Genomic DNA, 25,570 nt, shown 5'->3' with positions numbered 1-25,570 from the left:
TTAACGAGCCGCGAAATTAATACATACATTTTTGGCTTCTGTAAAAAAACGCATAACTTCCCATCCACCTTCCCGACCAACTCCGGATTGATTCATCCCACCAAACGGAGTGCGAAGGTCTCTGAGCAGCCAACAATTGATCCACACAATTCCGGTTTGCAAGGATTCCGACATCCGGTGAGCCCTCGACAGGTTTTCAGTCCAAAGCGTAGATGCCAATCCATAGGCACTTGCGTTGGCCAATTCCAGTGCTTCCTCTTCCGATTGGAAACTTTGCAAAGTGATCACGGGCCCAAAAATTTCTTCCATATTGCATCTGCTATTAGGCGCCAGTCCTTCAATAACTGTTGGTAAATAAAATGCACCCCTATTTTGTTGATTTTGCATTCGGGGTCGTTCTCCACCATACAAAACTTTACCACCTTCTGCCCTTGCCAATTTTACAAATGAATCGACTTTTTCCAAATGTTCATTTGAAATTAGAGAACCCATTTTTGTTTGAGGATCCAATGGATCTGCAGGAATATATGATTCCAGTTCTTTTATCAAATCCGCTTTAAATCGATCGTAAATATTTTGTTCAATTAAAATCCGGCTCCCGCACAAACAGATCTGACCGCTGTTTGAAAACGCCAATCGGACAACATTTTTAAGTGTTCGATCATAGTCACAGTCGCTGAAAATGATACATGGGTTTTTTCCTCCAAGTTCAAGACTTAATTTTTTAAACTGAGGTGCAGCGAGGGATGCTATTCGCGCCCCTGTTTTTGTGCCTCCTGTAAATGAGATCGCTTTGATGTCCGGATGTTGGATCATGGCTTCGCCGATCCCTGATCCATAACCCTGTAAAATATTTAAAACTCCGGGCGGAAGCCCCGCATCATTGCAGATTTGACCTAACATATAGGCTGTTGTTGGACTGAGCTCCGATGGTTTGGCAATGACACAATTTCCCGATGCCAAGGCGGGAGCTATTTTCCAGGTAAATAAATATAAGGGCAAGTTCCATGGTGAGATACAGGCAACAATACCGATAGGTTGCCGTAAAGTATAATTAATGGCTTTACCTGCCATATCATGCGATTCTGAAGCAAATTGGGACGCTGCAGCAGCAAAAAACCTAAAATTTGCAGCCGCCCTGGGAATATCAATGGATCTCGAAAATTGTATAGGTTTGCCGGTATCAGCTGTTTCTGCCTGAGCGAGGTCCTCAAGTTTTGCTTCAATCCCTTCCGCAATGTTGTATAAAATCTTTGCACGATCTTCAATGGATCTCTTTTTCCAATCCGAAAAAGCTGATTTTGCTGCTTGGAGAGCGGCTTCCAAGTCACTCTTACTACTTCTCGCAACATGGGAAATAGCTTCTCCGGTTGCCGGATTTATATTTTCAAAATACGCTGCAGAAGAAGATTCGACGTATTTTCCATTGATGAAATTATTGATACGTTTCATTGGATGCGAAGATACTCTGTTATTAATCTTGAAAAGAATTTCTAAAAAAGTATTGAGCATTCATTAACCATCTAAAATGAGATGATTATCTTTAGGAACACAATATGTATCATATGAAAAGTAAAATTCTTCTTGTGTACCTCATGCTTTTCCTAAGCCATCTGATTTATGGTCAAAACGGTAAGAAATTTAAAAGTTCTCCCTATGAAAAAATGAACTCAGGGTTGAGGTATGAACAAAGAGCTCAGAAAGTATTGGGATACCTTCGAAATAACTTTCCTGATTTTTCAGCTCAACCGGTCCACCCATCCATAAGCTTTAAAAAAAGATTGGATAGTCTGATCTCAGAAGAAAAAATCCTTCCTGACCTCAAACACAAGTCGAGCTACACATATCAATCAATACAACCAAACGCGAAATTGACAAGTCAAACAGATTATACATGGAGTGGTTTTACTCAAAGCTGGCTTCCACAAACCAGAATTGATATTATGTACGATTTGAATGGGAAAATTGTTCAACATCTGTTTCAATTTGCAGAACAAAATAATTGGGTAAATGAGTCTCAAATCGACTACCACTATTCCCAAGACGGATATATCAATCGAATCCTTTATTACGAATGGAATTCAGTTCAAAAAATGTGGGAGGCCTTATCAAAAGATACTTTTCTTTACGACAATAAATTCAATATTAAAACGGGTGAATATTTTTTATGGGATGCCATCAAAAAAAAATGGGCCAAAGAAATTTTAACTGAAAATGAGTATAATGCAAAATCGCAAATAATTACAACGACCTATTCCCGATGGAATCAACAGTTTAATAATTATTTTTTTGAAACCCGCGAAGAATGGACATATCATCCAAATGGAAAACAATTTGAATTCATATCTTCCAACTGGGATGATGTTTCAGCGGATTGGATTTATTCCAACAAATTCAGTGACCTATACGATGCCAGTGGCAAACTGATATTATTTCAACAACATGTTTATGATGGAACTTCATGGATTCCTAATTCCAAAACTGAAATTACATATGACCCCAACAACAATCCGGTCAGGAATGTCAACTCCCTATGGAATGAAACCTTGAATAGGTGGGAATTGTTTTTTAAATGGGAAAATGAATATGATAATTTGTTCAGCTTCCAAGATATTTTAATCCCCAATCCCGAAGATGAAGGCCGACAGCGGGAATTCAACCATATGTTACTGAGAACAAATTATTTTGGTTACAATGCCGGAAATCCGGTGAATGATGCATTCGAAACGTATTTTTATTCTGATGTTCAAACTGTTGGTACAAACAATTCCACCGCTTCCGAAATATGGGTATATCCAAATCCGGCTCAAGATGTGTTGTATATTAGAAATTACCCTGAGCCATCCAACATTCATTTCAAATTGTTGAGCGCTGATGGTGTGGAGCTGATCAACAAAACACAAACAAGTAATGCTTTTATTTTACCCGATGACCTGGTTCGCGGCATTTATTTCTACACTATTACTGATCAAAAGAAAATACATACCGGAAAAATCTATAAAGAATAATTCAGGATGTTAAAATTTTCAGGGTAGACAGTTACTTTCTTAAAAAAAACGCACTGCAGTTAATCTTCCACAGTGCGCTATGATCAAACGAATAAAGGATCTTCTAATACCGCTTATGCCATTTTTTATTTTTCTTATTTCTCCATTTTTCGCGCCAGTCATCAAATCGATTGGTGATGTCGTCAAATTCCTCCTCCACTTTGTCGGCAATATTTTGAATGTTGATTGGTTTTCCTTTCATGGAAAGCCTGTCTGAGGGACTTATTGCCGAAGGCAAAACAAACATCATGATCAGATATAAAATGATTCCAAATCCCCAAAAACCAAAGAATACAAATGCTACCCGTACCCAGGTTGGATCTTCAATTCCAAAGTAATGCGCGATTCCCGAACACACCCCAGCAATCTTTTTATCATAAGGATCTTTGAATAACCTTTTACCAGTATAATAATTCCACGAATCGCCAGGGATCTCTTCATTTGAAGCTGTTGAATCGACCAGGTTTTCCACGGTACCCATAATTCCAATCATTTTTTCAACATGTTCAAGGGAGAGTATCTTTTGTGAGCCTAAATCTTCCAGCAGTAATTCTGCTATGCGAGATTCTATGTCCTGCATGATTTCTTTGTGGCCCTCTGATGCCACAAAATGTCTATCCAACTTAGACAAATAAGTGTCCAGTTTATGAAATGCATCCTCATTGATCGAAAAAGGATACCCACCGACATTGATGTATTGAATTTTATTCATTTTCTGATTTGTTTTGAATGGATTGATTGACACAATTTACAAAATGATCCCAGCTTTCAAGCATGACCATTAAAGCTTGTTTCCCGGATTCGGTGACCGTAAAATATTTCCTCGGCGGACCAGCTTGAGACTCCTTCCAATGGTATTCCAAATAAGAGCTGTTCTTCAGCCTGCTGAGGATCGGATACAAGGTTCCTTCTACAACAATCAGCTCTGAAGCTCTTAGTTTTTGGATGATGTCTGAAGGATAAGCTGCCTCCTGATTGATTATGCTCAGTATGCACATCTCTAAGACTCCTTTTTTCATTTGGGCTATGGCATTGTCTGTTTTCATCATGGTGCAAATATACTGCATAAACAAGTACTATGCTATACATAGTTCTAAATTATACCGAATAAACGACCAATCGCAACAAATGATCGCCAAACGGCCCTACATTCATCGATATAACTATAATAAATCCAATTAGTTAGCATTCATTTACCCGAATGAGCCCTTGCTTCTTTCAATTTCCATTATTTTTGAGCCTCCCATGAAGAATGTACCTAAGCATTTTGTTTTTATCATCAATCCCAATTCCGGAAGTCAACGATTGCGCGATTGGGAAAAACTCATATCCAGGTTTTTTGAACCCCAATCTTTCGAAATTTTATATACTCGCTATGCTGGTCATAGTCATAGCATTTTAGCTAATTACGAAAAGCGACCGGATCTATGCGTGGTTGCTGTTGGGGGCGATGGTACTGTGAGCGAATTGATTCCTGCTCTAATGCACATCGGCTGTGCAATGGGAATAGTGCCTACGGGTTCCGGTAACGGACTTGCTAGACACCTAAAAATACCCATGCAAGCTTCAAAGGCTTTGCAAAAGCTAGCACGTGGCGATATTCACTCCCTGGATGTATTAAATGTTAATGATAAATATTGTTGCAATACCTGCGGAGTCGGATTCAGCGCAATGGTGACGCGATATTTTGGAAGAGACGGCAATAGAGGTTTTTGGAATTATTTTAAACTCGCCTTTACTTTACATCAACAAAGCAGCACTTTTTCTGTGAACATAAATGGCGAAAGCTTTCAGGATGTTTGGGCTCTTGAAATTGCCAATTCTTCGCAGTTAGGCAACAATGCAGTCATCTCACCATTGGCTTCTGTCAATGATGGTATTATGGATATCCTGATTTTGAAAAAGCCAAAAATGTGGCAAGCTCCGTATATGATTTTTATGGTTTTTAGTAAAAATATTCTCAACTCCAAATTGAGCCAATACAGAAGAGCTGAAGCACTGGAAGTACAGTTCGAGGAAGAGCTTTACTACCACATTGATGGTGATTATCAGGGCCAATGTTCTCAATTACAAGTAAAAATGATCCCTTCAGCCATTCAAATTATTGCTTAACTTTCGACATGAGTCCATATTTAATAGGAATAGATCTCGGTGGCACAAAGATCGAAGCAGCCCTGATCGACGTGAATGGCCCTCTTCAAATCCTTGAAAGATTGCGCCTTCCAACTGAAGCGGATAAGGGATATGATCATATCCTTTTGCAAATTCAAAAAATACTTCATTCCCTTACTGATAAATATTCCTTCATACCCAAGCACATTGGGATAGGGACGCCGGGCATTATCGATAAAGACACCCAATTGATCAAAAACAGCAATACCCTGGGCTTAATCGGCAGACCCATGCAAAAAGACCTCGAAAAAATTTTAGGTTACGAAGTGCGGATGGCCAATGATGCCAATTGTTTTGCCATGGCAGAAAATCATCATGGCGCCGTTCCAGATTACATCAAAGATCCGGAAGTGGTATTTGGAGTCATTATGGGCACTGGTGTCGGGTCGGGAATTGTTGTGCGGGGAAAAGTCATACATGGTAAACATGGAATTGGTGGCGAGTGGGGACATAATATTCTCGATCCCTCCGGAGATTCCTGTTATTGCGGTAAAAAGGGATGTGTTGAAACTTTTATATCCGGACCGGCTTGTGAGAAATATTATCGAAAAATTTCTGATACGTCTGTTCCTATGGCAGAAATATATAAACGCTTTCTGTTAGGGGAAAAAAATGCAGTTGAAACGATCGAAAGATTGATCCATTATTTTGGAAAGGCGATGGCTACTGTTATTAATATCATAGATCCCGATATTGTCGTCTTGGGTGGAGGATTGGGAAATTTAGAAATACTCTACACCAGAGGAAAAGAAGAAATCAAACCCTATGTTTTTAATTACGAACTGAAAACACTTTTTGTAAAACCCAAATTGGGAGATAGTGCCGGGGTTGTTGGAGCTGCACTGTTATAGAAAAACTATGTTTTGTTTATCTTGAAGAAAACAAACCGGGTATAATGATGATAACAAGCTGCAAACAAGCCGGGAAGTGATTCAATTGTTATTTTCTTGCTAAAAAAACTCAAGTTTGGAATTTTATAACTGAATTTTCGTTAAGAATCAAATTGGAAATCCATGAAAAAATTATTTGTCCCTTTTATTCTTTTGAACATGTTAAATCTTGATGCTCAATCTGTAGTAACCAATCAAATCAAAGAAGTATCTGTGTTTTTACAAGGTGCGCAAATATTCCGGTCACTTGAATTAAAACTCAATGCAGGTGAACAGGAAATACGAATTAAAGGTCTTGCTACAAATCTCGACCCCAACAGTATTCAATTGCGTGCGGCAGGAGATGTGGTGCTTTTAGGAGTGAAGCATGAATTAAATTATATCAACGAACGCAAAAATGCAGCTGATGATATGATCAAAAAGAAAGAGCAACTCAAAGAAGAACTTATTAAAATTCAGCAGCAAATTTATATTTTACAATTTGAGAAAAATCTGCTCTTAAAAAATCAAGTGCAGGTAGTAAGTGTACCCAATTCCAATGCAAAATTGGAGGACCTCAAATTGTTGATTGAATTTCACAAATTAAAATTAGCTGATCTCCTTCCTAAAATTTCAGAACTTGAAAAAAAGGAAAAAATGCAGCAATCAGAAATTGAAAAAATAGATCGTCAGATTGCTGACTTACAAACTTCCCAGCAACCCAGTAGTGAAGTAGTACTTCAGCTTTTAAGTAAATCTGCAGGCAATCAAAACTTTACGATGAGTTACTACGTTTATGATGCCCGCTGGGAAATGCGCTACGACATTCATGTAAAGGATATTCAGTCGCCCATGGAAATTACTTATAAGGCCAATGTTTATCAAAATAGTGGCGAAGACTGGAAGAATATAAAGATTCAATTGTCTACCGCTAATCCACTTGAAAGTGGTGATCGTCCAATATTACAACCATGGTATCTGAGTAATCGCCCTCCGGTTGTATATCAACAAAAAAGATCAGCCCCTGAAATGGCACAAAATCAAGCTGCCGATCTGATGCAGGCACCAGAGGGTGTAGAGCAGTTCACCCAGGTGCAGGAACAACTTACGACAAGATCTTACAACATTGATTTACCTTATACCGTACTTTCAAATAATAAACCTTTCCATGTAACCGTGCGAAAAGCAAGTATAAACGCTAAATACATTTATTTTGCAGTTCCTAAACTAGATCCGGATGCATTTCTAACGGCTGAAATTTCTGATTGGGAAGACTTAGATCTCATGAATGGAGAAGCACAATTATTTCTGGAAAACACTTATCAGGGCAAAATATTTATAGATACCCGAAGCATTCAGGATTTTCTGAGATTATCATTGGGACGTGACAAAAATGTGATTCTGACCAGAACTAAAATCAAAGATTACTCCAAAAACAAATTCCTTTCTGATAAAAAAGAAATTACCAAGGGCTATGAGTTAGGCATTAAAAATAATAAGTCTACAAGTATTGAATTGATTCTGGAAGACCAAATTCCCGTTTCTACTCAAAAAGAAATTCAGATAGAAGCTGAAGATATTTCAGCAGCAACATTAGAATCAGAAACCGGAAAACTTCGTTGGAATTTAAAACTTTCATCAAAAGAAGACAAAAAACTCAAATTGAAATATGTTGTAACCTGCCCTAAAGATTTTGTGTTGAATCTGGATTAAATTCTGATGGTATTATAAAAAGATAACTCAGCTGAGTATCTGATGATTTGCCGGAATTAACCAGCATGCATGATTATAAATCTGCTTAAAATGGGCGTGTAAACTCCAGACTTTAAAAATCAAATCAAGGCAACACCACTATAAGTGGTTTGGTCTTTTGTGCAGATTTTTGCTGAACCCGCACATAATAATTTCCAGGACGATAATTTTCATTTTCAATATCAAAAGTATGAACACCTGCATTTAATTTTCCATTGAATATTGTTTTGATAACCGTGCCCATGGGTTCGATCAACTGGACCAAAGCATGGCCCTCCATACTGCTAAGTTGAATTTGAGAACGGGAATACAGAGGATTTCCCAATATCTGCAAATCTAATAATTCTTGCTCTGCGTTAAAATCATCTACTGCAGTGATACAATTTGATTTCTTTACTACCGGCAAAGCCTGATAATTCCTAAGCATGATTTCTGAAAGTGCAGGATCTTTTACGCAGAACCAATCTTGTAACACAGAAGTATAAACTGACCGGAAATCATATTGCATTGGAATATTATCAAATTCATTGACAGTTGCAGGAATAAAGGGATTGCTGCCCGTAACACCCGGTATTACATTTTTTCCAAAAATAAACATAGGTGCTGCAGCTCCATGATCAGTTCCCCCTGAACCGTTTGTGCCACTCAAATTGTCTTTGATCCTGCGTCCGAATTCACTAAAGGTCATACCTAACACTCGTTCGTCTAGTTTCATGGCTTCCAGGTCGCGTTGAAAAGCCAATGAAGCATCACTCAATAATTTAAGAAGATTTGCATGCATTCCATTATTTCTGTTGCTTGCATCAACTTGTTCTGAATGCGTATCAAAACCACCCAGACTAACAATATATAATCGCGTCTTCATTCCTCCTTTAATGACTCTGGCGATGACTTTTAAGGCATCCGCCAGATAATTACCTGTAGGATAGTTGGCGAGATTATTTCCTTTAAAATAAGCGGCTAGCAAAGCTTCTGCAAAAGATTCGGATTGGCGACTTATGGTTCTGATGAAATTGAGTTCTTTACCATAATTATTGTTAGGCGCCGGATCATTAATGCCCGACGGCCATAATCCAAAAATATCAGGATTGGATACATTCATTGCCATTTGTGCGTTGGGTCCCTGAAACAACAAAGGCAGATTACTTCCTACTTGAACTGCCAGGGGATCTGGATTTTGCGGATTTGGATATCCAAGTGGAAAACCCGGAAATTCAGTATTCAAATATCGACCCAGCCAACCAGTATCCAGATACTCATCTGCATTAGAACCGGTTGCCCAGATATCTGTTGATCTGAAATGCGAAAAATCTGGATTTGGGTATCCTACAGATTGGATAATCGACATTTTGCCCTCATTAAACAAGGTTTGAAATCCTGTCATTGAGGGATGTAGGCCCAAATTTGGAACGCCATTTAATTTTAAGATGTCTTTCGAATTCAAATAAATCGTCGGCCGTGCTTTTGCATAATTATCGTATTGATCGAGAGGTATGGTAGTATTAAGTCCATCGTTGCCTCCATTTAAATTAATGAGAACCAAAACATGGTCGGTATCTACATTGGGATTGACCAATTCTTGCAGCCATTGTGCATTGGAATATGCATTTACCGGTAGGCCATTCAGAACTGTTGGTATGACGACTCCGGATGCAGCTGATTGTATAAAATGACGACGTTTCATCTGTTAATTTTTAAAATAATAAAATTGGTAACTTAAACATCTTTGATGCGCTGTTATGATAAATGGTATTCTGCTTGCGACATGATCTCCCTGTATAATGCATTCAGTCTTGTCTCAACCGCATTACGTGCAACCGGATCTGAGGGATTCGTGTTGAAGCGGTCCCAGGCATCAGTCCAATAAGTTTCATTGGGGAAACCACTGACCAGATTATTTTTAAAATAATTGTAGGATGCATCTGATATTGGGTAATTATACAATACTGCTACTGCATCTCTTACCAATTGATCAGCAGAAAACGGGTTAGGTAATTGTGCAGTAAATATCGTTGGATCAATTTTCAACTTTATACCCAGAAAATCTATCCCATTCGGACTGGTTATATTTTCCGCTATTCTGTTCTTATTGGCTAGTGAATCGGCGTTGATCCAAATTTCATGAAATTGTGGTTGTTGATACCAGGCTTGCCATCCGGCTACAGCTGGAGGTTCACCGACATTTAATCCTTGATAAGATGCTAATGAAAACACCGCGCCCCATGCGACATATTGTTGTTGTAGGGTAGTGTTGTTGGTTGGTTCAGGAAATTGGACTGAAAATTCCCGACACATTCCGACTGCATAATCCAATGGATTTTTAATGACACAATTCAAATTGGCAACATCGTAAAAATGCTGAGAAGAAAATAATTTTTGAAGTACCGGTTTGATATTAAAGTTCTGTTGAATGAGAAAATCTGCAAGCGGTTGTATGACATTGTTCTCAACAGAATTATCAATATCATAGTAAACAAAGAAACGGTAAATTTTTCGGCAGATATGCCTGGCAGTCTCCCGATTTCCGAACAACATATCGATGAGTTCAGTTAGTTCTTGTTCACCTTGGCCTAAGAACTTCCCAGTAATTATTTTATTTCCATAAAAAGAGGAAAACACTTTAGTTGAAGTATCATGTTGGGTAAAATCAAAATAATAAGATAAAGGCATCACCAAAGGATTGATGCGAAAACCGGTTAAAATTTTGGCTGCAGCTTTGACATCGTTTTCTGTATATTTTGAATCAGGACCTTTACCAACTGTAAATAATTCCTGCAATTCTCTGGCATAGTTTTCATCCGGAGCCGCCTTAGAATTCAAATAACCATTCAGATATCTCAACATGGCAGGGTTTAGTGTTACAAGTTTGGCCAGGTCTTTAAAATTTCCTAAACAATGATCTCTAAGCAGCTTGTAATATTGATGCATTGCTTGTGCAAATAAGACCGTTTGGGATTCAATAGCAAAATGATTATGCCAAAAGAGCGTTAATTTTTCAGTAATGTTGGTATTTTGACGGATCATATTGCCTACCCACCAGGCTTTAAATGTATCTATCCTAGCTTGATAATACTGTGGCGGTAAGGCAGCATTAATGGGTGCATTTACGAAAGTCTGACCAAAGGGTACATCCGGATCGTCATTAAGACTTACTGCATAAACATTTAAGGGCGGTGATGGAATAGCATCAACTGTTAAGAGATCGTTCAAGGTAGTTGTAAATCCTTTGGATACTGCCAAGTTAATTTCCGGTCTTTTAACCCCAAAACATAGTCGTCTTAATAAATGAGCCGCTTCGCGTTGGGTCCACGGGCCTGTATAAGGATCCAGAGCTGCGGAGGGTGCCAGAGGTCTACTGGTCTGTTTCCGATTCCAAATTTGTAAGAATTCACTGCGTTCCATACCAAGAATTTAAGTTCAAAAATAATTCTCTAATTTAAGGATTCTCAATAAAATAATGTTAATTAATCGATTTGATCCAAATTAAATTTCTCAACTGCCGGGAATGCGTAACAATTTAATAAATTCAATATTTTATGTTATCATGGGGTTTGGGAACTAATTTGTGATGGCAAACGTTTCCTACCTTTATGCCGATTTAACAAAGCGGATCCTCATGTTAAGAATTGGAATTGTTCTCTTTTTCATCACCACTCTGGCTTGTAAAAAGCCAGAAGTAAAACCTTCAGAAATGGTCGGAAAATATTCAGTTCATTTGGAATTAGATCAAAAAAATTTTAATAAACAAGCTGTCAGAGATAGTATCACAGAAGCATTGACAAAAGCTAAAGATGATATTGCAAAAGTAAAAGAAGAAGTAGATGTGAAAATGGACACTGCATTTATTGATACATCAAGCTTTGAAGGCAAAATGGAATACTTTGCAAAATCTTTTGCAAAATCAATGGCCAGCTTCGGGAAAGATTTAGGAGAATTAGGAATACTCCTGGGTGAGGCTGCCGGCGACGTTGCAACGGGAGCTATGGATTTTACAGAAAGCCTGATTCAAAAAATAAAATTAGATATTGAACTATTGGAAAATGGCAAAATTGTTACCAGTTCAGACATTGCCAATAAAATTCAATTTGTAGGTTCTGCATGGGAAGTCCAAAATGATTCAATAACCTTTAAAGATGATCAGGGAGTCGTTGTACAAACCTATCAGATTCTGGAAAAGAGCCCTAAAGGATTTGTACTTGTCCATGACAAATACCGGTTGATTTTTAATCGCAAATAATCAGAAGATTTTATGGACTCTGGCAGTCTCGTTTATTTTAAGAGATCCTGCATTTTCATATACTTCCTGAATCCAATTGATCCCCGGCGTTTTATGCTTTTGTATACTGCCCATATGGGCATCCATGCCGAGTGCTTTTGCCCCATTGTAAGTTGCCCACTTTAAAACTGTTTCCAAATTCAACCATGCATTAAATTTTAAAAGAGTTTGCAACTCTGAAAGTATCGAAAGTTTCCAATTAGAACTTAAACTATCTGTTCCAATTGCTATTGTTGCACCCATTTCGATAAAGTTTTTATAATTTGGCAAAGCGTTTTCGATAAATAAATTGGCATTAGGACAAGTCACGAAATAACTTTGGGTATTCCATTTCATTAATCGTTCGATATGATGTTTTTCGGAACGGGTATTATGAACAAATAATACAGGCCTGTCTTTCGTCAAATGATCCATTAGATAATTCACAGAGTCCATTCCATTGGCCTCGAAAGCACTCATCGAAAATCCAAATGACTCCCAAAAATCGGGAAATCCACCAGACTTTGACAGAAATAACAAATCATCGTCCTCAGATTCCTGATTGTGGACACTCATAATGCTGTTTTGCGTATTGTTTATTGCAGCAATCTTTTTAAACAATCCAGGTGTAACGCTGTAGGCTGCATGTGCAACCATCGACTTAGGCAAATCACCGTAAGATTTATATACCTCAGCGTAATTTCCAAATAGGGATTCTGTAAGCGAGTTTTGCAAGAAATCAAAAGCTTCAATAAAAGTATAATATTTTAGTTTACTTATTTTTTTGACATCAATTGTGTCAGATTTATTTGAAATATCGCCAACTGCCACTATTCCCTCGCGATACATTTCCTGATCTGCTTCTACTATTGCTTTTTGAATTGCCTCCTTCTCTTCATCCCTGGTACTCACAACGTTTTTTAAAAAAGGAATCAATTTGGTTCCTGTTTGAAATTTACCCCGCAAATGAGACAGCTCCAAATGACAATGGGCATTTACAAAACCTGGAGTCAGGAGGCCCGGATAGTAGATGCATTCTTTTAATTCAACTTCGCTGCCTTGATAAAAATCGAGAATCTTGTATTGGTGATCGACGATCAATATATGATGTCGCTTAAATCCTTCAATACCATCGTGAATGTAATCCGCGGTTAATTTTAAATTCATTATTTACAATTAATTTGCAATGGTGCTTGAAACTTTAATCTTCCTTTTTTAACAATCTTTGTCAATCTCACGTGATCTGTTCTCATATGTATTAAACAATTATACTACTCCCATTTTACAGTTATAAGTAGTTAGTTGATTACTTGATCATGAATAAAATAATTATCCGGATGAACAGAATTTAAACCCGGATCTTTGGTGATGCCACGTAAGAGCATCATTGCTCATCCTATATCTAAGTCCTGCACGATAATACCATTTCTGATTCTCGGTTCAAACCAGGTGCTTTTAGGAGGCAGCACCATGTGATCATCCGCTACTTTAACAAAGTCGCGTTTCAACACCGGATAAAAGATGAAACCAACTGTGTCTTGTTTTGTCTGAAGGGTTTTTATAATAAGTTTTACAGATTTAACACCTTCTGAATATGCTATCCTGTCACTTGACCGTACGTTTTCAATATTCAATAAATCATGTAATAGCAACTCATTAAAAATATCGATATCAAATGCAATACCGTTTTTTTGCTTAAAGTACTGAATAACATCTTTGTTCCATTGAAATGCAAAACTCTTTTCCAGAGATACAAATACAATCTCATGTTTTTGCTTACTTTTTCTCGGCTTTTTAAGGGGAGTAATAATGGCATACTTACTCAGGAATTTAGACAATTCATGTATGTTGTAAAGATCTAAAGCCTTAATAATTCTATTGTAAGGAAAAATATTTAACTCTGTAAAATCAAACAATGCACACATGATATGGCTAAGACTCTGTTTTCCCAATTCAGGATTTTGCAATAAAAACTTTCCTATAGAAGCCATTCTGTGGTGACCATCTGCGATATAAGCTTTTTTAACTTTTGTTTTAAATTCTTTTTGGAACAGGCTTATTTTACTTTTGTCGTCTACTTCAAAGAATTCATGAATCTGGTCATCCTTTTCAAACTTGATTTTAAACTTTGGCTTGACGCCTAAAAAACATTTTGCGATAAGGTCTTTTATTTTTTTATTTTCATTGTATGCAATCAACACCGGTTTAATAATTGCTTGTCTTTCGATCATCAATTTACTGATATTGTCTTCTTGTTGGGTCAGGGTATTTTCATGCTTTTTTATCAGTCCCTTCAAGTAATCATGAATATCAACCGCAGCAATAATACCGTGATATAAACTCGTTTTGGTTTTAATTCTGTAAACAAAAATAGATTTTTCAGCACCAACCTGGTACATACCCTCTTTTTGGAAATCCGGATACAACCCACGGCATTGATCTACAAAATTTTCAACATCTGCTATTTTTGAATAATCCGGATGCAAATAATGAAAAGGTTTGATATTCACACTGTTCCAATTTAGAGGCCTAAAGTTCGCCAATTCATATCAAATCAAAGCATTTTCATAAGAGTATTATAGAACCAGTGAGAATCTGTGCGCGTCAGGAGTTCCAGGGCATGATCTGCCTTATATGTAAAGTCTTTAAGCTCGACCAGCATCTTTCTGAATTCCTTGCTTTTTTCGCATTTTTCTGTACAAGCGACGATTTCATCTAGCTCTTCAAGAATGGGATCCAACTCTCTTTTTTTGCGATGTATTAATATTTGTTTGAAAATTTGGTGCAGATTTTTTTCAGCTACATAATATTCGCACCTGCATCCTTCCCTGCAATCCTTATAGATCAAACCCCAATCCATCAATGTTTTTATATTCATGTGAGCATTTCCCTTAGAAATTTTCAGTTCTAAAAAAACCTGCTCTACATTTAAAGGCTCAACAGAGATTAACAAAAGAGCATGAATTTGTGCCATGGTTTTATTAATACCCCATTGTGGACCCAATCGCCCCCAGGTATCTAAAAATTTCTGCTTACACTCCAGGTACTCCAAGCCTAATTCTTTAAGCTACTAAGCAATGAAAGCAAAAAAGGTTTAAATTTTCATTAATAAAATTTAACGAATAGTATAAAAAGGCAATTTTGTGACCTTAGCTGCCAAGGACTTGCTTCCAACAGAAATAAAAATAGGACTTCCTTCTATTGCATATTCTATAGGTACATAGGCCATTCCAATTGGAATATTCAAGGAAGGTGATGAAGTGCCTGAAGTAACCACACCAATTTCATTACCTTGCTCGTCCAAAACCGGATATCCATGTCTAGGAACTCTTCGATCTGCTACTATAAATCCTACTAATTTTCTTTTCAAGCCGCTTTGTTTTTGCGCTTTCATCCAATCCTTTCCAATAAAATCAGCTTTATCTAATTTGGTTATCCAAGCTAAACCAGCTTCTAATGGTGAGGTGGTGTCATCAATATCATTTCCATAAAGACAAAAACCCATTTCCAATCTTAAAGTATCCCTGGCGCCTAATCCTGCAGGAATCAATCCATATTCACTTCCTGCTTCAATGATATGATCCCATAGTGTAGCTATTTGCGCATTTTCAGCATATAGTTCAAATCCTCCAGCACCTGTATAACCTGTAGCAGAGATGAGTATATTATCCATACCTGCAACACGACCTTTCTCAAAGTGGTAATATTTGATTTCTGATAGACTAACATCTGTTAGTTTTTGAAGAATGTCAATTGCTTTGGGTCCCTGAAGAGCGATTAAGCCTGTTTGTTCAGAGATATTTACCAATCGCGTATCAAAAGAATTTGCGTCATGGATCCAATTCCAATCTTTATCTATATTGGAAGCATTCACTACCAGCATAAATGCCTGTTCACCCTCATTGCACATCTCCTCAGATAATCTATAAACCAATAAATCATCAACGATTCCGCCACTTCTATTCGGTAAACACGAATATTGTGCTTGTCCAATCTTTAATTTGGAAACATCATTAGACGTAACTTTCTGTACCAGATCCAGGGCTTGTTTGCCTTTAACGATAAATTCGCCCATATGGCTAACATCAAAAATTCCTGCTCTATTTCTGACAGCATCGTGCTCTTCTTTAATACCTGAATAAGAAATAGGCATATTGTATCCTGCAAATTCAGCCATTTTCGCAGAAAGTGCAATATGCTTTTCAGTAAGTGGTGTATTTTTCATTGTTTATATTTTATTGATTATTTTATTTCAACATTTTGTATCACATCGCCCTGATAAATACTCCATAAAATATCATGCCCGCTCTTTAACTTACCCATGATACTATAACGTCCATCAAGATGAGGCGCTGGTGAATGTGTTATAAAGAACTGGGTTCCTTCTGTATCAGGTCCTGCGCTTGCCATTCCTATCATCCCTGATTGTTGGTAATTCATAAAACTAATTTCGCTTCGTATCGAATAGTCTAATGAGCCATAGCCATCTCCTCTGGGGCAGCCTGATTGTATTACAAAATTTGGCACGACCCTATGAAATGATTTGTCTTTATAAAACCCGTCATTTACAAGTTTGATAAAATTGAGAACGGAACCCGGAGCAAGTGAAGGATATATTTCTAAATGCAAATCACCTTTATTGGTAATCATTTTTACTTCAATTGTATCCTTGTATGCAGTCAAAACGTTCCAATCTATCGGCTGATTAAATGCAGGAGTGAGTGGATGAAAATTAGTTTGACTCCATTTTGCAATGGTTTCACTTAATTCATTATACGTTTCCATATCTCTGGGAAGTTTCAATTTCTGGCGTGCAAGAACCAACATTGAGTCTGCATTGAAATACTTTTTGGGAAAGATACTTTGCTTTTTAAAAATGGATGCGACAATCGCAAGTGTTCCAGGATCTGCTTTGTCGCATTGTTTATTGAAATAATCTCCCAGCAATCTATAAATTGGATTTGAAGATCCCTTAAAAATGAAATAAAAATCAGGCTTGTTGAGAATATTTTCAATCGCTTGTGCTATAGTCACTTCTACAAAAGGATGCTGCTTTGCATGACTGTATGAAAGAATGTTTGGCAATTCTTTAGATACTTGCGATAAAGCTTTAACATAAGCAGCCTTTTCGTATGGGTTCTTGGTCTGTGAAATATTAGTTTTTATGGTGTATAAAAGTTCATTTCGCGTGATCACCATAAAATTGGGAATATGTTTTAGTGCTGCTTGAAAGATTACAGCTCTTACCTGCCAAGGCAATGTTTTTTGCTCTGCTATTTTTTTAAGTTCTTCAAAAATCTCAGAGCTGCCTTTTGCTACCAGGTATTCAGCGGCTAGGGATGCAACTGCAACAGACGGATTTTGCACGGCTTTTAATGCAAAAAACTGAGCCTGAAGACTTGAATGGTTGCTCAAGCCTTTTAATAAATTGGCCTGAATCCTTATATCCAATCCTCTCGAATACAATTCCTCAATGGAGTTTAATGCAGTGTTGCCCGAAATTTTGGTCAGCGCGCTTACCAAACACATTCTTATTTCAGGGTCTTTTTCTTCATTGCACGCTCTTCTGATCGTTTCCAAATGATTGTTTAATTCCGAAAACTGAAAACGTTGCAGACAATGTGATGCGATTAATCTGGATTTGGAGTCAAAGCCATCATTTGTGGCCACTTTGATGATTTTCTCCAAAGCTTTGTCACAAAATTTATTGCGCAATCCAAATCTATAAAAAGCAAGCATTTGTCCATATACATGAAGTGTGTCATCAGGAGCATAACTCGAAATATCACATATAAACCTCAAGGTAGAATCTGTTCCACATTTTCCCAGAGCTTCCAAAATCATTGCATTTGTCAGATTAAACGGTCCCGAAGAATCAACCGGGATAAATGCATGAATGAGAGATTCTTCAGCAGATGAATGTCCGATTTGGCCCAATGAAAAAACAACAGCTTGTCTTACTTCCTCAACGGGATCCTTTAATGCTGATTGCAATTTTTCAATGGCAGAACTATCTTTATAGGAGGCAAATGAAATTGCCGCCAAATATCTATAAGAGGCTTTAGGGTGATTGAGAAAGAGAAATAATGAATCACTGTTTCTGTGATCCCGTGCATCGAAAATATTTTGCACATTCGGATCTTTGAGGGAATATTTTATTTGAGTTAAATCTTCCTCAATGGGCGGAAAACAGGAAACAACCAGCAAAGCAGGAAGTAAAATAAAAGCCAAAGCTTTAAATGTTCCAGAAAATTTCTCAATTAAAATGCTACTTGGTTTCATGCATTTTTGAAATTTTGTACACCCCTATTCCGGTGGTTAAACAAGTAAATATTTCGATACCACTGCGCAACATCCCCCAGTAATCCATCTGTTCTAAATTCCTCATAAACGGCCAAATAAAAGCGATCGATAATATAAAAGCCAATGTCATTCCGATTTTTTGAATGAGATCGCGCCGTTGATTCCATAAACCGGCTAAAACGATAAATAAAATGCCTGAAATGATTGGAGTCAATCCGGTATGCAGCACAAAATTATTGGCAATAAATCCGATCAATCCAATTCCAACAAGTGTTATACCATTCCAAATTAAAAGATCTTTTATCCTGAATCTGTTCATTTATGATACTACATTATTTAAGAAAATCAAATCCCATTTATTTGCAAACTTAGTTTAAAATCCATAAGGAGCAAAAGTCATTTTAATTCTCAACACTCTTATTACAGAACTTGTAAATTTATTTTTAACAATTTACTCATCTTCATAAATTTCATCCTTGCGGCTAGGGTTACTGCCTGGTACATTAGATTCTCCGCCATGGTGGGATTGCATGAATTTTTTAAAAGCTTCACAGTCCAACTCAATGCCTAAATCTCCCTTTGGATGTTTAAACTGAACATTGGGATTGTAACCTGATTCCGGATTGGCTTCCAGGCTTGAAATAAAATTTACAAAAAAAGGTTTTGCCATGACAGATCCTTGCCCTAAAGTTAAACTTAAGAATCGTATCCATGGATCTTCACCACCAACCCATGTACCCACCACAAGATCAGGTGTAACGCCCATATACCAACCATCAACATAATCATTGGTTGTTCCCGTCTTACCCCCATTAGGCGTTTTCAAACTATACGACCCCCCGGATCTTCTCAACAAATCCAACATAATATAATTATAATTTGGAGGAATAGCAACATTGTGAACCGTAGTATTTTTATAAATAATTTTACCATTTTTATCTTCAATTCTCGAAACGAAAAACGGTTTTGTGTATACACCTTCGTTGGCAAATGTGGTATAAGCCCCTGTCATTTCCATGACCGATAAATCAGGAGATCCCAAAACAATGGATGGGAATTTTGGAATCAGGTAACCACCATCTTTTCTTTTCAAAGAGGAATCTATCCCCATATTATGTAATAGACCCCTTATGGGTTCAACACTTCCCAGTAACATCACCAGTTTAACTGTAATCGAGTTTTTTGAAAGCGCCAATGCTCTATATAAATTCATACTTTCTCCACTAAAATCTTCTCCAGCATTTCCAGGTGACCAGGGCTCAGGCAAACCAAAATTTGGATCATTAGCCGGAATGGTGTACTGAATATCCTGAAATTCATTGCAGGGAGAAATCCCTTGCAAAGCAATGGCCGTGGTATACACAAAAGGTTTAAAGGTGGATCCTATTTGCCTTCGGGAATTTACGTGATCGTATTTAAAATACTTGAAATGGGTGCCGCCAATCCAGGCTTTAATTTCTCCGGTGTGCGGATCAACTGCCAAAGATCCAATTTGCAAATGTTTTCGATGGTATTTTATAGAATCGAGGGGACTCATAACAGTATCTTTTTCTCCTGTTGTATTGTAATCATAAACTACCATTTTTACCGGTGTGGTGATGGAAGTCTTTATTTCTTTTTCAAATGCTACCCAGCGTTTACTGAATTCCGGCCACAAAGCTGATTTTTTGATTCTCAAAGAGTAATCATATTGTGTTTGATTGATCACTTTTTTCTGCAATTCAGATTTTAGAAAACCCTTTTTCTTGTCTTCATTATAGAGCCGCTGTATGGTATTATCATTGATATCTATACTACCGATTTCAGATTCCAATTGTGAAACAAGGCTTGCATAGTATTTATTCCAAATGGCTTGATACCTTTCCGTTTCTCGGATCGATTGATTGAGGGACTCCTTTCTTATTTTCAGGATTGGATCTTCTGCATCATAAGTCCATGGATCTTGTTGGGTCCATACATTGAAATATGCCTTTTGGATTTTTTTCATGTGATCTCTTGCAGCCTTTTCTGCAGCATCCTGAAATGCTGGGTCTATTGTCGTATATATTTTTAAACCATCCAGAAATGGATTGTACTGACTACCGTCTGGTTTGCGATACCTTTCATCCTCAAATAAAGTTTTTAACCATTTAGCAAGTTCTGCACGAAAATATAAAGCTACTCCCTCCAAATGTGAATCTCGTTTAAACAAAGTAATGTCTATTGTTTTTTCTATTAATTGCTTGTAACTTTCTTTATTGATATGCCCATCTTCATACATCAATTCCAATACAGTATTTCTCCTGCCTAAAGCCAGTTTAGGAAATCTTTTTGGATTATATCGCGTAGGATTTTTTAACATCCCAATCAACATGGCCGCTTCTTCCGTTTCCAGATGTTTTTGGTTTTTACCAAAATAAGTTTGAGAAGCCGTCTGAACACCATTTGCTCCATACAAAAAATCAAATTTATTAAGGTACAATGCAATAATTTCTTCCTTCGTATACCTACGCTCCAGTTTTAATGCAACTAACCATTCTTTAAATTTTGTACGTATCAGTAAAAATTTTCTGACAAAAGTATTTTTTCCTTCGAGGGAAGGCCGTTCAAAAAGTAATTTCGCCAATTGTTGTGTGATCGTACTTCCTCCACCAGCCTCTTGCTGATTCAAAATGATGGTTCTGACAGCAACGCGAGCCAATGCCAGGAAATCTATTCCAGAATGATTATAATATCTGTTATCTTCAGTAGCCAGTAAAGCATTCACCAATTGCTTATTAATACTATCATAGGGTAGGAATTCTCTATTCTCTGTAAAAAATTTTCCGAGAATACTTTTATCACTTGCATATATAATCGAAGCTTGATTATAATTGGGATTCTCAAGATCTTCAAACGTTGGTAAATTATCAAATGACACCAGAATAAGGCATATGTAAAATAGGAAAAGTCCTCCAAAAAATAATTTCCAACATATATGTACAAATCGTGAAAACCAAGGTTTGTCTGTGGCGGATTTACCAGAGAAAATATCTGTAAACACAAACTCATGACGAAGTTTCTGAAGAATGCTTTTTAATTTTTCAACCCATTCCATATCATTGCATTAAAGTATAGGATTTATTGTGAAAATATTCCAATGAACTGGTAATTTCATCAAGATCCAGTTTTACATCTAAAGCTGGTTTACCAGGTTGTTCAAGCAAACTAAACAAGACTTGACTTTGAATATTTTTTTTATCAAAATGGATGTTTTTTAAAATACTTTCAATGCGTTCTTCATCCCAGGAAATATTTTTTACAAAAGGAATCAACATAGAAGTAATCCTTTCGAGAAATCCCGGTTTCCATTTAAACTTACGCGCTGATATAATAGACTCTGCAATCATGCCCATTGCTACTGCTTCACCATGCAGGATAGCTTGGTCTGAATCTAAAGTAGATTTTTCGATGGCATGCCCAATGGTATGTCCAAAATTCAATGCTTTCCGAATATGGATTTCGCTAGGATCTTGCTCTACAATATCCATTTTCGTCCGCATGGATTTTCTTATAAAATTTTGAAGGTCTTCTTCTGATAAAGGCCATTCCAAATTTTCAATATCCTGCCAATAAGGTGGGTCCTGGATCAATGCATGTTTAATAATCTCCACAAAGCCATTGCGCATATGTCTTTCGTCCAGACTGTTCAGGAAAAGAGGCTCAAGTACTATGACCTGTGGCGAATGAAACAAGCCAATTATGTTTTTAGTCATATGTAAATTAACTCCCGTTTTTCCACCAAAAGCGGCATCGGCCATTGCCATTAATGTGCTTGGAATATAAACACAATCAAGGCCTCTCTTAAATGTAGCTGCACAAAATCCAACGAGATCACATAAAACACCACCACCAAGAGTAATGATCAGGCTTTTTCGATCCACTGCCATGCCTAACCAATCGTTCCAAACTAGCATACAAGTTTCAATATCTTTATGCAATTCACCTGCAGGAATTACTGTGATCCCTTTTGGCGAAAGAGAAAGGTTACTTAATAATAAAGGCAAACATAATTTATTTGTATTTTCATCAACTACAATAAAAATGGAACTGTAATCCTGATGTTCAAGATACTCATTCAATTTTTCCCATGCACGGGCTTGAAAAATTCTAGAAATGACGACTGGTTTCATTTTCATTAACTGACCGGCGATGATGCCGTTGCATTTAAATATTCAAGTAATCGAAGACATGCCATACGATAAGATTCCAATCCATATCCGCTCAATTGAAAATAACATACGTCTTGAATCATTGATGTTTGACGAAAAGTTTCCCGATTTCTTACCGAACTTATGTGAACTTCTGCTATGGGAAAGTCCACGCTAGAGAGCGCATCCCGCAAAGCAACCGAAGTATGGGTGTAAGCTCCCGGATTTATAATAAGTGCATCTGCAGTCAATCTGAAGGATTGAATAATATCTACTAAGGCGCCTTCATGATTTGATTGGTGGTAACTGAATTTTACATTCGGCAGATCATTTTTTAATAATAAGAAATATTCCTCAAAGCTTTCACTTCCGTAGATCTCTATTTCCCTTATACCTGTCAGGTTTAAATTGGGCCCATTAATGATTGGAATTGTCCACATCAATTTACGATTTCGGACATGTACTTTAAACGAATGAGTCTTATTTCTTCAAAGGTGATATCATCTTCTTTCAATGCTTTGTAAGCATCCTCGAGAGAGTCAGAATCAGCATCTTTGAAATAGGTATAAATATCATCCTTTGAATATTCATCGACATTTTCATTGATATAATAATCAATGTTAATCCTGGTGCCTGAAGAAACGATCATATTGAGTTCATCCATCAGGTCTTCCATGTTCATTTGAAGATTTCGTGCAATGTCTTCCAAAGGTATTTTCTTATCAATAAATTTGATGATGTCAACTTTATTTTTGGATTTATCTGCAACCTGTCTGAAAATAAAGTCATCGGGTCTTTCGATTTCATTTTCCTCGACATATTTTCCGATAAAGTCAATGAATGCTTGTCCATATCGTTCTGCTTTGCCTCGATTGACTCCGGAAATTTTGCATAAATCATCAATATTGATCGGAAATCTCGTCGCCATTTCTTCAAGGGAAGGATCAAAGAAGATAACCCACGGCTTTACTTTATGCTTTTTCGCAACTTCCAATCTGATTTCTTTCAGAATATTAAAGAGATTCTGATCGAGTGCAGCGCCTTGGGATGGTCCGCCATCATCTTCAATTACAGTTGTGGTATCACTGTAATCGTGATTGATATTGATTTGCACCGGATGTGGTTTTTTCAGAAATTCTTCTCCCTTTTCACTCACGTGAAGAATGCCATACGTCTCAATATCTTTGATGATGTAATTTAATAAGATCCCTTGTCGGAATAAGGAAAACCAAAACAAGTTTCCTTTTTCCAAACCTTTATTGAAAAGTTCGTGATGATCGAGATCATAATCGAGAATATCTTTTGTTTTGACCCCGCATAAAAATTCAACCAGTGTTTTGATTCCAAAATTCTGATTCAATGCTTTGATCGCACTCAAAGCCAGAATCATTTCAGCTTGTGCTTCTATAAGTGGTTTTGGATTTCTACAATTATCGCACATGGATTTGCATTTTTCTGAGGCAAACTCTTCCCCAAAATAGTGCAAAACAAATTTTCTTCGACAAACGGCACTTTCGACATAAGCCTCCATTTCATCAAGTAGCTGAGCACCCATATCTCTTTCGGAAGCAGGCTTGTCGCGAAGAAATTTTTCCAAACGGAGCAAATCAGCGTTGGAAAAGAAAGCATAACAATCTCCTACCATACCATCGCGTCCAGCTCTTCCTGTTTCCTGATAATAATTTTCCAAACTTTTGGGTATATCAAAATGGATAACACATCGCACATCTGGTTTATCTATACCCATTCCAAATGCAATGGTAGCGCAAATCACATCAATTTGCTCCATGAGAAAATCATCTTGTACCTGGGTTCTGGCCTTTGCATCCATTCCTGCGTGGTAAGGTGATGCTTTAATCCCGTTTATTTGTAGAATTTGCGCAAGATCTTCGGTAGTCTTGCGAGCCTGTACGTAAATGATCGCCGATTCGCCGGGATGTGTTTTAATGATTTGAACAATTTGCCTGATCGCCTGATCTTTGCTTATTTTCGGCCTTACCTCATAGTATAAATTTGGGCGATTGAAGGAGGACACATAAATATGCGGTTCAACCATTTCCAAACTCTTGACAATGTCAATTTGAACTTTCGGAGTTGCGGTTGCTGTGAGAGCAATAATTGGGATGTGCTTGTTCAGCGAGTTGATCATATCCCTGATTCTTCGGTAGTCAGGTCGAAAATCATGTCCCCATTCTGATATGCAATGGGCTTCATCAACGGCAATAAAAGAAAGGTCTACTGAATTTAAGAATTCAATAGTCTCATCTTTTTGCAAAGTTTCAGGTGCTACATAAAGCAACTTCGTTTTACCAGCCGAGATATCATCTTTTACTTGTTTAATTTCAGACCGGTTAAGAGATGAATTCAAGAAATGAGCAATTTCATCTGTTTGACCGTAACCGCGGATAGAATCCACTTGATTTTTCATCAAAGCAATTAAAGGTGAAATGATGATGGCAGTACCTGGCAACATTAATGCAGGCAGCTGATAACATAAAGATTTACCGCCACCTGTCGGCATGATCACAAAAGTATCTTTGCCACCTAGCAAGCTCTTTATAATGTGTTCCTGGTTATCTTTAAAAGCTTCAAATCCAAAATGGTATTTGAGCGCATCAAAAACTGAATCTTTCGTCAACATAGTTTCTTCATACTATCCTCTTCAATAAAAAGAGAATTCCTTAGTTTTATAAATAATGAATTAGAAATATAAAAAATAAACTCCATATTCGACCAGTATTTTCCAAATTTAGAAACAAAATCTGTTTTCCTTGAAAAAAGCATCAAGGCAAATAGAAATCGCGTATGTCTGGTTGAAAGCTGGTAAATCAAACTTTCCTTAAGCAATCATTTTGAATACTAACACTAATTGTTTGAAGCAGCCCGTCGATTCTGTAGAATTCATTCTATTCCTAAGAGGTACGAAAATTACGATTATTTATTAAACCATATCATAGCATTTTCATTTTTTTACAATTCTTTTACAAAATTTTTGAAGCTAAT

At 37.1% G+C, this 25,570-nt stretch carries 20 protein-coding genes; 5 read left to right on the top strand and 15 right to left on the bottom strand.

Annotated elements, in window-relative coordinates; genetic code table 11:
• Complete coding sequence (locus IPM92_01435) at positions 1-1,452, bottom strand: aldehyde dehydrogenase (GenBank protein ID MBK9107063.1); 1,452 nt, start codon at positions 1,450-1,452, stop codon at positions 1-3.
• A 113-nt stretch (positions 1,453-1,565) separates the two neighbouring features.
• On the opposite strand from IPM92_01435, the gene IPM92_01430 reads away from it, so the two are divergent.
• The gene (locus IPM92_01430; GenBank protein MBK9107062.1) at positions 1,566-3,008 is read left to right on the top strand and encodes a T9SS type A sorting domain-containing protein; all 1,443 of its coding nucleotides are present in this window, start codon (positions 1,566-1,568) and stop codon (positions 3,006-3,008) included.
• 103 nt (positions 3,009-3,111) lie between these two features.
• On the opposite strand, the gene IPM92_01425 is transcribed toward IPM92_01430, so the two are convergent.
• Entirely contained in the window at positions 3,112-3,759 is a 648-nt protein-coding gene (locus IPM92_01425; protein ID MBK9107061.1) for a PspC domain-containing protein, read from the bottom strand.
• A complete protein-coding gene (locus IPM92_01420; protein MBK9107060.1) occupies positions 3,752-4,093 on the bottom strand; it encodes a PadR family transcriptional regulator in 342 nt (113 codons plus the stop codon). The genes IPM92_01425 and IPM92_01420 overlap by 8 nt, the downstream gene beginning before the upstream one ends.
• Positions 4,094-4,292: 199 nt before the next feature.
• Here IPM92_01420 and IPM92_01415 point away from each other — a divergent pair, with 199 nt between their 5' ends.
• The 3 genes from IPM92_01415 to IPM92_01405 all read left to right on the top strand — a co-directional run bounded on the left by IPM92_01415 (position 4,293) and on the right by IPM92_01405 (position 7,801).
• Positions 4,293-5,159, top strand: coding sequence for a YegS/Rv2252/BmrU family lipid kinase (locus IPM92_01415; protein ID MBK9107059.1), 867 nt, complete (start codon positions 4,293-4,295; stop codon positions 5,157-5,159).
• Between the two features lie 8 nt (positions 5,160-5,167).
• Positions 5,168-6,070 (top strand): ROK family protein, encoded by a 903-nt coding sequence (locus tag IPM92_01410; protein ID MBK9107058.1) that lies wholly within the window; start codon positions 5,168-5,170, stop codon positions 6,068-6,070.
• A 162-nt stretch (positions 6,071-6,232) separates the two neighbouring features.
• Positions 6,233-7,801 carry a mucoidy inhibitor MuiA family protein gene (locus IPM92_01405; GenBank protein MBK9107057.1) on the top strand — a complete coding sequence of 523 codons (1,569 nt, stop codon included), beginning with the start codon at positions 6,233-6,235 and terminating at the stop codon, positions 7,799-7,801.
• A 124-nt stretch (positions 7,802-7,925) separates the two neighbouring features.
• On the opposite strand, the gene IPM92_01400 is transcribed toward IPM92_01405, so the two are convergent.
• Both IPM92_01400 and IPM92_01395 read right to left on the bottom strand, forming a co-directional pair.
• Positions 7,926-9,524, bottom strand: coding sequence for a DUF1501 domain-containing protein (locus tag IPM92_01400; protein ID MBK9107056.1), 1,599 nt, complete (start codon positions 9,522-9,524; stop codon positions 7,926-7,928).
• A 53-nt stretch (positions 9,525-9,577) separates the two neighbouring features.
• A complete protein-coding gene (locus tag IPM92_01395; GenBank protein ID MBK9107055.1) occupies positions 9,578-11,242 on the bottom strand; it encodes a DUF1800 domain-containing protein in 1,665 nt (554 codons plus the stop codon).
• Between the two features lie 166 nt (positions 11,243-11,408).
• Here IPM92_01395 and IPM92_01390 point away from each other — a divergent pair, with 166 nt between their 5' ends.
• Positions 11,409-12,077 (top strand): hypothetical protein, encoded by a 669-nt coding sequence (locus IPM92_01390; GenBank protein MBK9107054.1) that lies wholly within the window; start codon positions 11,409-11,411, stop codon positions 12,075-12,077.
• Here IPM92_01390 and IPM92_01385 read toward each other — a convergent pair whose 3' ends face one another.
• From IPM92_01385 to IPM92_01340, 10 genes are all read right to left on the bottom strand, one after another.
• The gene (locus tag IPM92_01385; GenBank protein MBK9107053.1) at positions 12,078-13,262 is read right to left on the bottom strand and encodes an amidohydrolase family protein; all 1,185 of its coding nucleotides are present in this window, start codon (positions 13,260-13,262) and stop codon (positions 12,078-12,080) included. It abuts the gene before it with no gap.
• A 224-nt stretch (positions 13,263-13,486) separates the two neighbouring features.
• Positions 13,487-14,605, bottom strand: a complete 1,119-nt coding sequence (locus IPM92_01380; protein ID MBK9107052.1) for a DUF1015 domain-containing protein — start codon at positions 14,603-14,605, stop codon at positions 13,487-13,489.
• 44 nt (positions 14,606-14,649) lie between these two features.
• Positions 14,650-15,147: a transcriptional regulator gene (locus IPM92_01375; GenBank protein ID MBK9107051.1), complete on the bottom strand. Its 498-nt coding sequence runs from the start codon at positions 15,145-15,147 to the stop codon at positions 14,650-14,652.
• Positions 15,148-15,210: 63 nt separating this feature from the next.
• A complete protein-coding gene (gene gcvT / locus IPM92_01370; protein MBK9107050.1) occupies positions 15,211-16,320 on the bottom strand; it encodes a glycine cleavage system aminomethyltransferase GcvT in 1,110 nt (369 codons plus the stop codon).
• A gap of 17 nt (positions 16,321-16,337) precedes the next feature.
• Positions 16,338-18,377 (bottom strand): peptidylprolyl isomerase, encoded by a 2,040-nt coding sequence (locus tag IPM92_01365; GenBank protein ID MBK9107049.1) that lies wholly within the window; start codon positions 18,375-18,377, stop codon positions 16,338-16,340.
• Positions 18,364-18,717 (bottom strand): hypothetical protein, encoded by a 354-nt coding sequence (locus IPM92_01360; protein MBK9107048.1) that lies wholly within the window; start codon positions 18,715-18,717, stop codon positions 18,364-18,366. The genes IPM92_01365 and IPM92_01360 overlap by 14 nt, the downstream gene beginning before the upstream one ends.
• 132 nt (positions 18,718-18,849) lie before the next feature.
• Positions 18,850-21,474 (bottom strand): transglycosylase domain-containing protein, encoded by a 2,625-nt coding sequence (locus tag IPM92_01355; GenBank protein MBK9107047.1) that lies wholly within the window; start codon positions 21,472-21,474, stop codon positions 18,850-18,852.
• 1 nt (position 21,475) lies between these two features.
• Positions 21,476-22,555 (bottom strand): 3-dehydroquinate synthase, encoded by a 1,080-nt coding sequence (locus IPM92_01350; GenBank protein MBK9107046.1) that lies wholly within the window; start codon positions 22,553-22,555, stop codon positions 21,476-21,478.
• The gene (locus IPM92_01345; protein ID MBK9107045.1) at positions 22,555-23,007 is read right to left on the bottom strand and encodes a 3-dehydroquinate dehydratase; all 453 of its coding nucleotides are present in this window, start codon (positions 23,005-23,007) and stop codon (positions 22,555-22,557) included. Before IPM92_01345 ends, IPM92_01350 begins: the two co-directional genes overlap by 1 nt.
• Complete coding sequence (locus tag IPM92_01340; GenBank protein ID MBK9107044.1) at positions 23,007-25,208, bottom strand: ATP-dependent DNA helicase RecQ; 2,202 nt, start codon at positions 25,206-25,208, stop codon at positions 23,007-23,009. The genes IPM92_01345 and IPM92_01340 overlap by 1 nt, the downstream gene beginning before the upstream one ends.
• Positions 25,209-25,570: the final 362 nt, after the last annotated feature.

Source organism: Saprospiraceae bacterium (assembly GCA_016719615.1).
Taxonomy (GTDB): Bacteria; Bacteroidota; Bacteroidia; order Chitinophagales; family Saprospiraceae; genus Vicinibacter.
Note: the sequence above shows the minus strand (reverse complement) of the source record. Positions and strands in the feature narration are given on the sequence as shown.

Bases quoted from the DNA above. Each gene is read 5' to 3' on its own strand.
- IPM92_01405 (MBK9107057.1), top strand. From the start codon at position 6,233: ATGAAAAAATTATTTGTCCCTTTTATTCTTTTGAACATGTTAAATCTT.
- IPM92_01430 (MBK9107062.1), top strand. From the start codon at position 1,566: ATGAAAAGTAAAATTCTTCTTGTGTACCTCATGCTTTTCCTAAGCCAT.
- IPM92_01360 (MBK9107048.1), bottom strand. From the start codon at position 18,717: ATGAACAGATTCAGGATAAAAGATCTTTTAATTTGGAATGGTATAACA.
- IPM92_01345 (MBK9107045.1), bottom strand. From the start codon at position 23,007: ATGTGGACAATTCCAATCATTAATGGGCCCAATTTAAACCTGACAGGT.
- IPM92_01365 (MBK9107049.1), bottom strand. From the start codon at position 18,377: ATGAAACCAAGTAGCATTTTAATTGAGAAATTTTCTGGAACATTTAAA.
- IPM92_01350 (MBK9107046.1), bottom strand. From the start codon at position 22,555: ATGAAAATGAAACCAGTCGTCATTTCTAGAATTTTTCAAGCCCGTGCA.
- gcvT (MBK9107050.1), bottom strand. From the start codon at position 16,320: ATGAAAAATACACCACTTACTGAAAAGCATATTGCACTTTCTGCGAAA.
- IPM92_01390 (MBK9107054.1), top strand. From the start codon at position 11,409: ATGGCAAACGTTTCCTACCTTTATGCCGATTTAACAAAGCGGATCCTC.
- IPM92_01435 (MBK9107063.1), bottom strand. From the start codon at position 1,452: ATGAAACGTATCAATAATTTCATCAATGGAAAATACGTCGAATCTTCT.
- IPM92_01400 (MBK9107056.1), bottom strand. From the start codon at position 9,524: ATGAAACGTCGTCATTTTATACAATCAGCTGCATCCGGAGTCGTCATA.
- IPM92_01410 (MBK9107058.1), top strand. From the start codon at position 5,168: ATGAGTCCATATTTAATAGGAATAGATCTCGGTGGCACAAAGATCGAA.
- IPM92_01415 (MBK9107059.1), top strand. From the start codon at position 4,293: ATGAAGAATGTACCTAAGCATTTTGTTTTTATCATCAATCCCAATTCC.
- IPM92_01340 (MBK9107044.1), bottom strand. From the start codon at position 25,208: ATGTTGACGAAAGATTCAGTTTTTGATGCGCTCAAATACCATTTTGGA.
- IPM92_01425 (MBK9107061.1), bottom strand. From the start codon at position 3,759: ATGAATAAAATTCAATACATCAATGTCGGTGGGTATCCTTTTTCGATC.
- IPM92_01420 (MBK9107060.1), bottom strand. From the start codon at position 4,093: ATGAAAACAGACAATGCCATAGCCCAAATGAAAAAAGGAGTCTTAGAG.
- IPM92_01395 (MBK9107055.1), bottom strand. From the start codon at position 11,242: ATGGAACGCAGTGAATTCTTACAAATTTGGAATCGGAAACAGACCAGT.
- IPM92_01355 (MBK9107047.1), bottom strand. From the start codon at position 21,474: ATGGAATGGGTTGAAAAATTAAAAAGCATTCTTCAGAAACTTCGTCAT.
- IPM92_01385 (MBK9107053.1), bottom strand. From the start codon at position 13,262: ATGAATTTAAAATTAACCGCGGATTACATTCACGATGGTATTGAAGGA.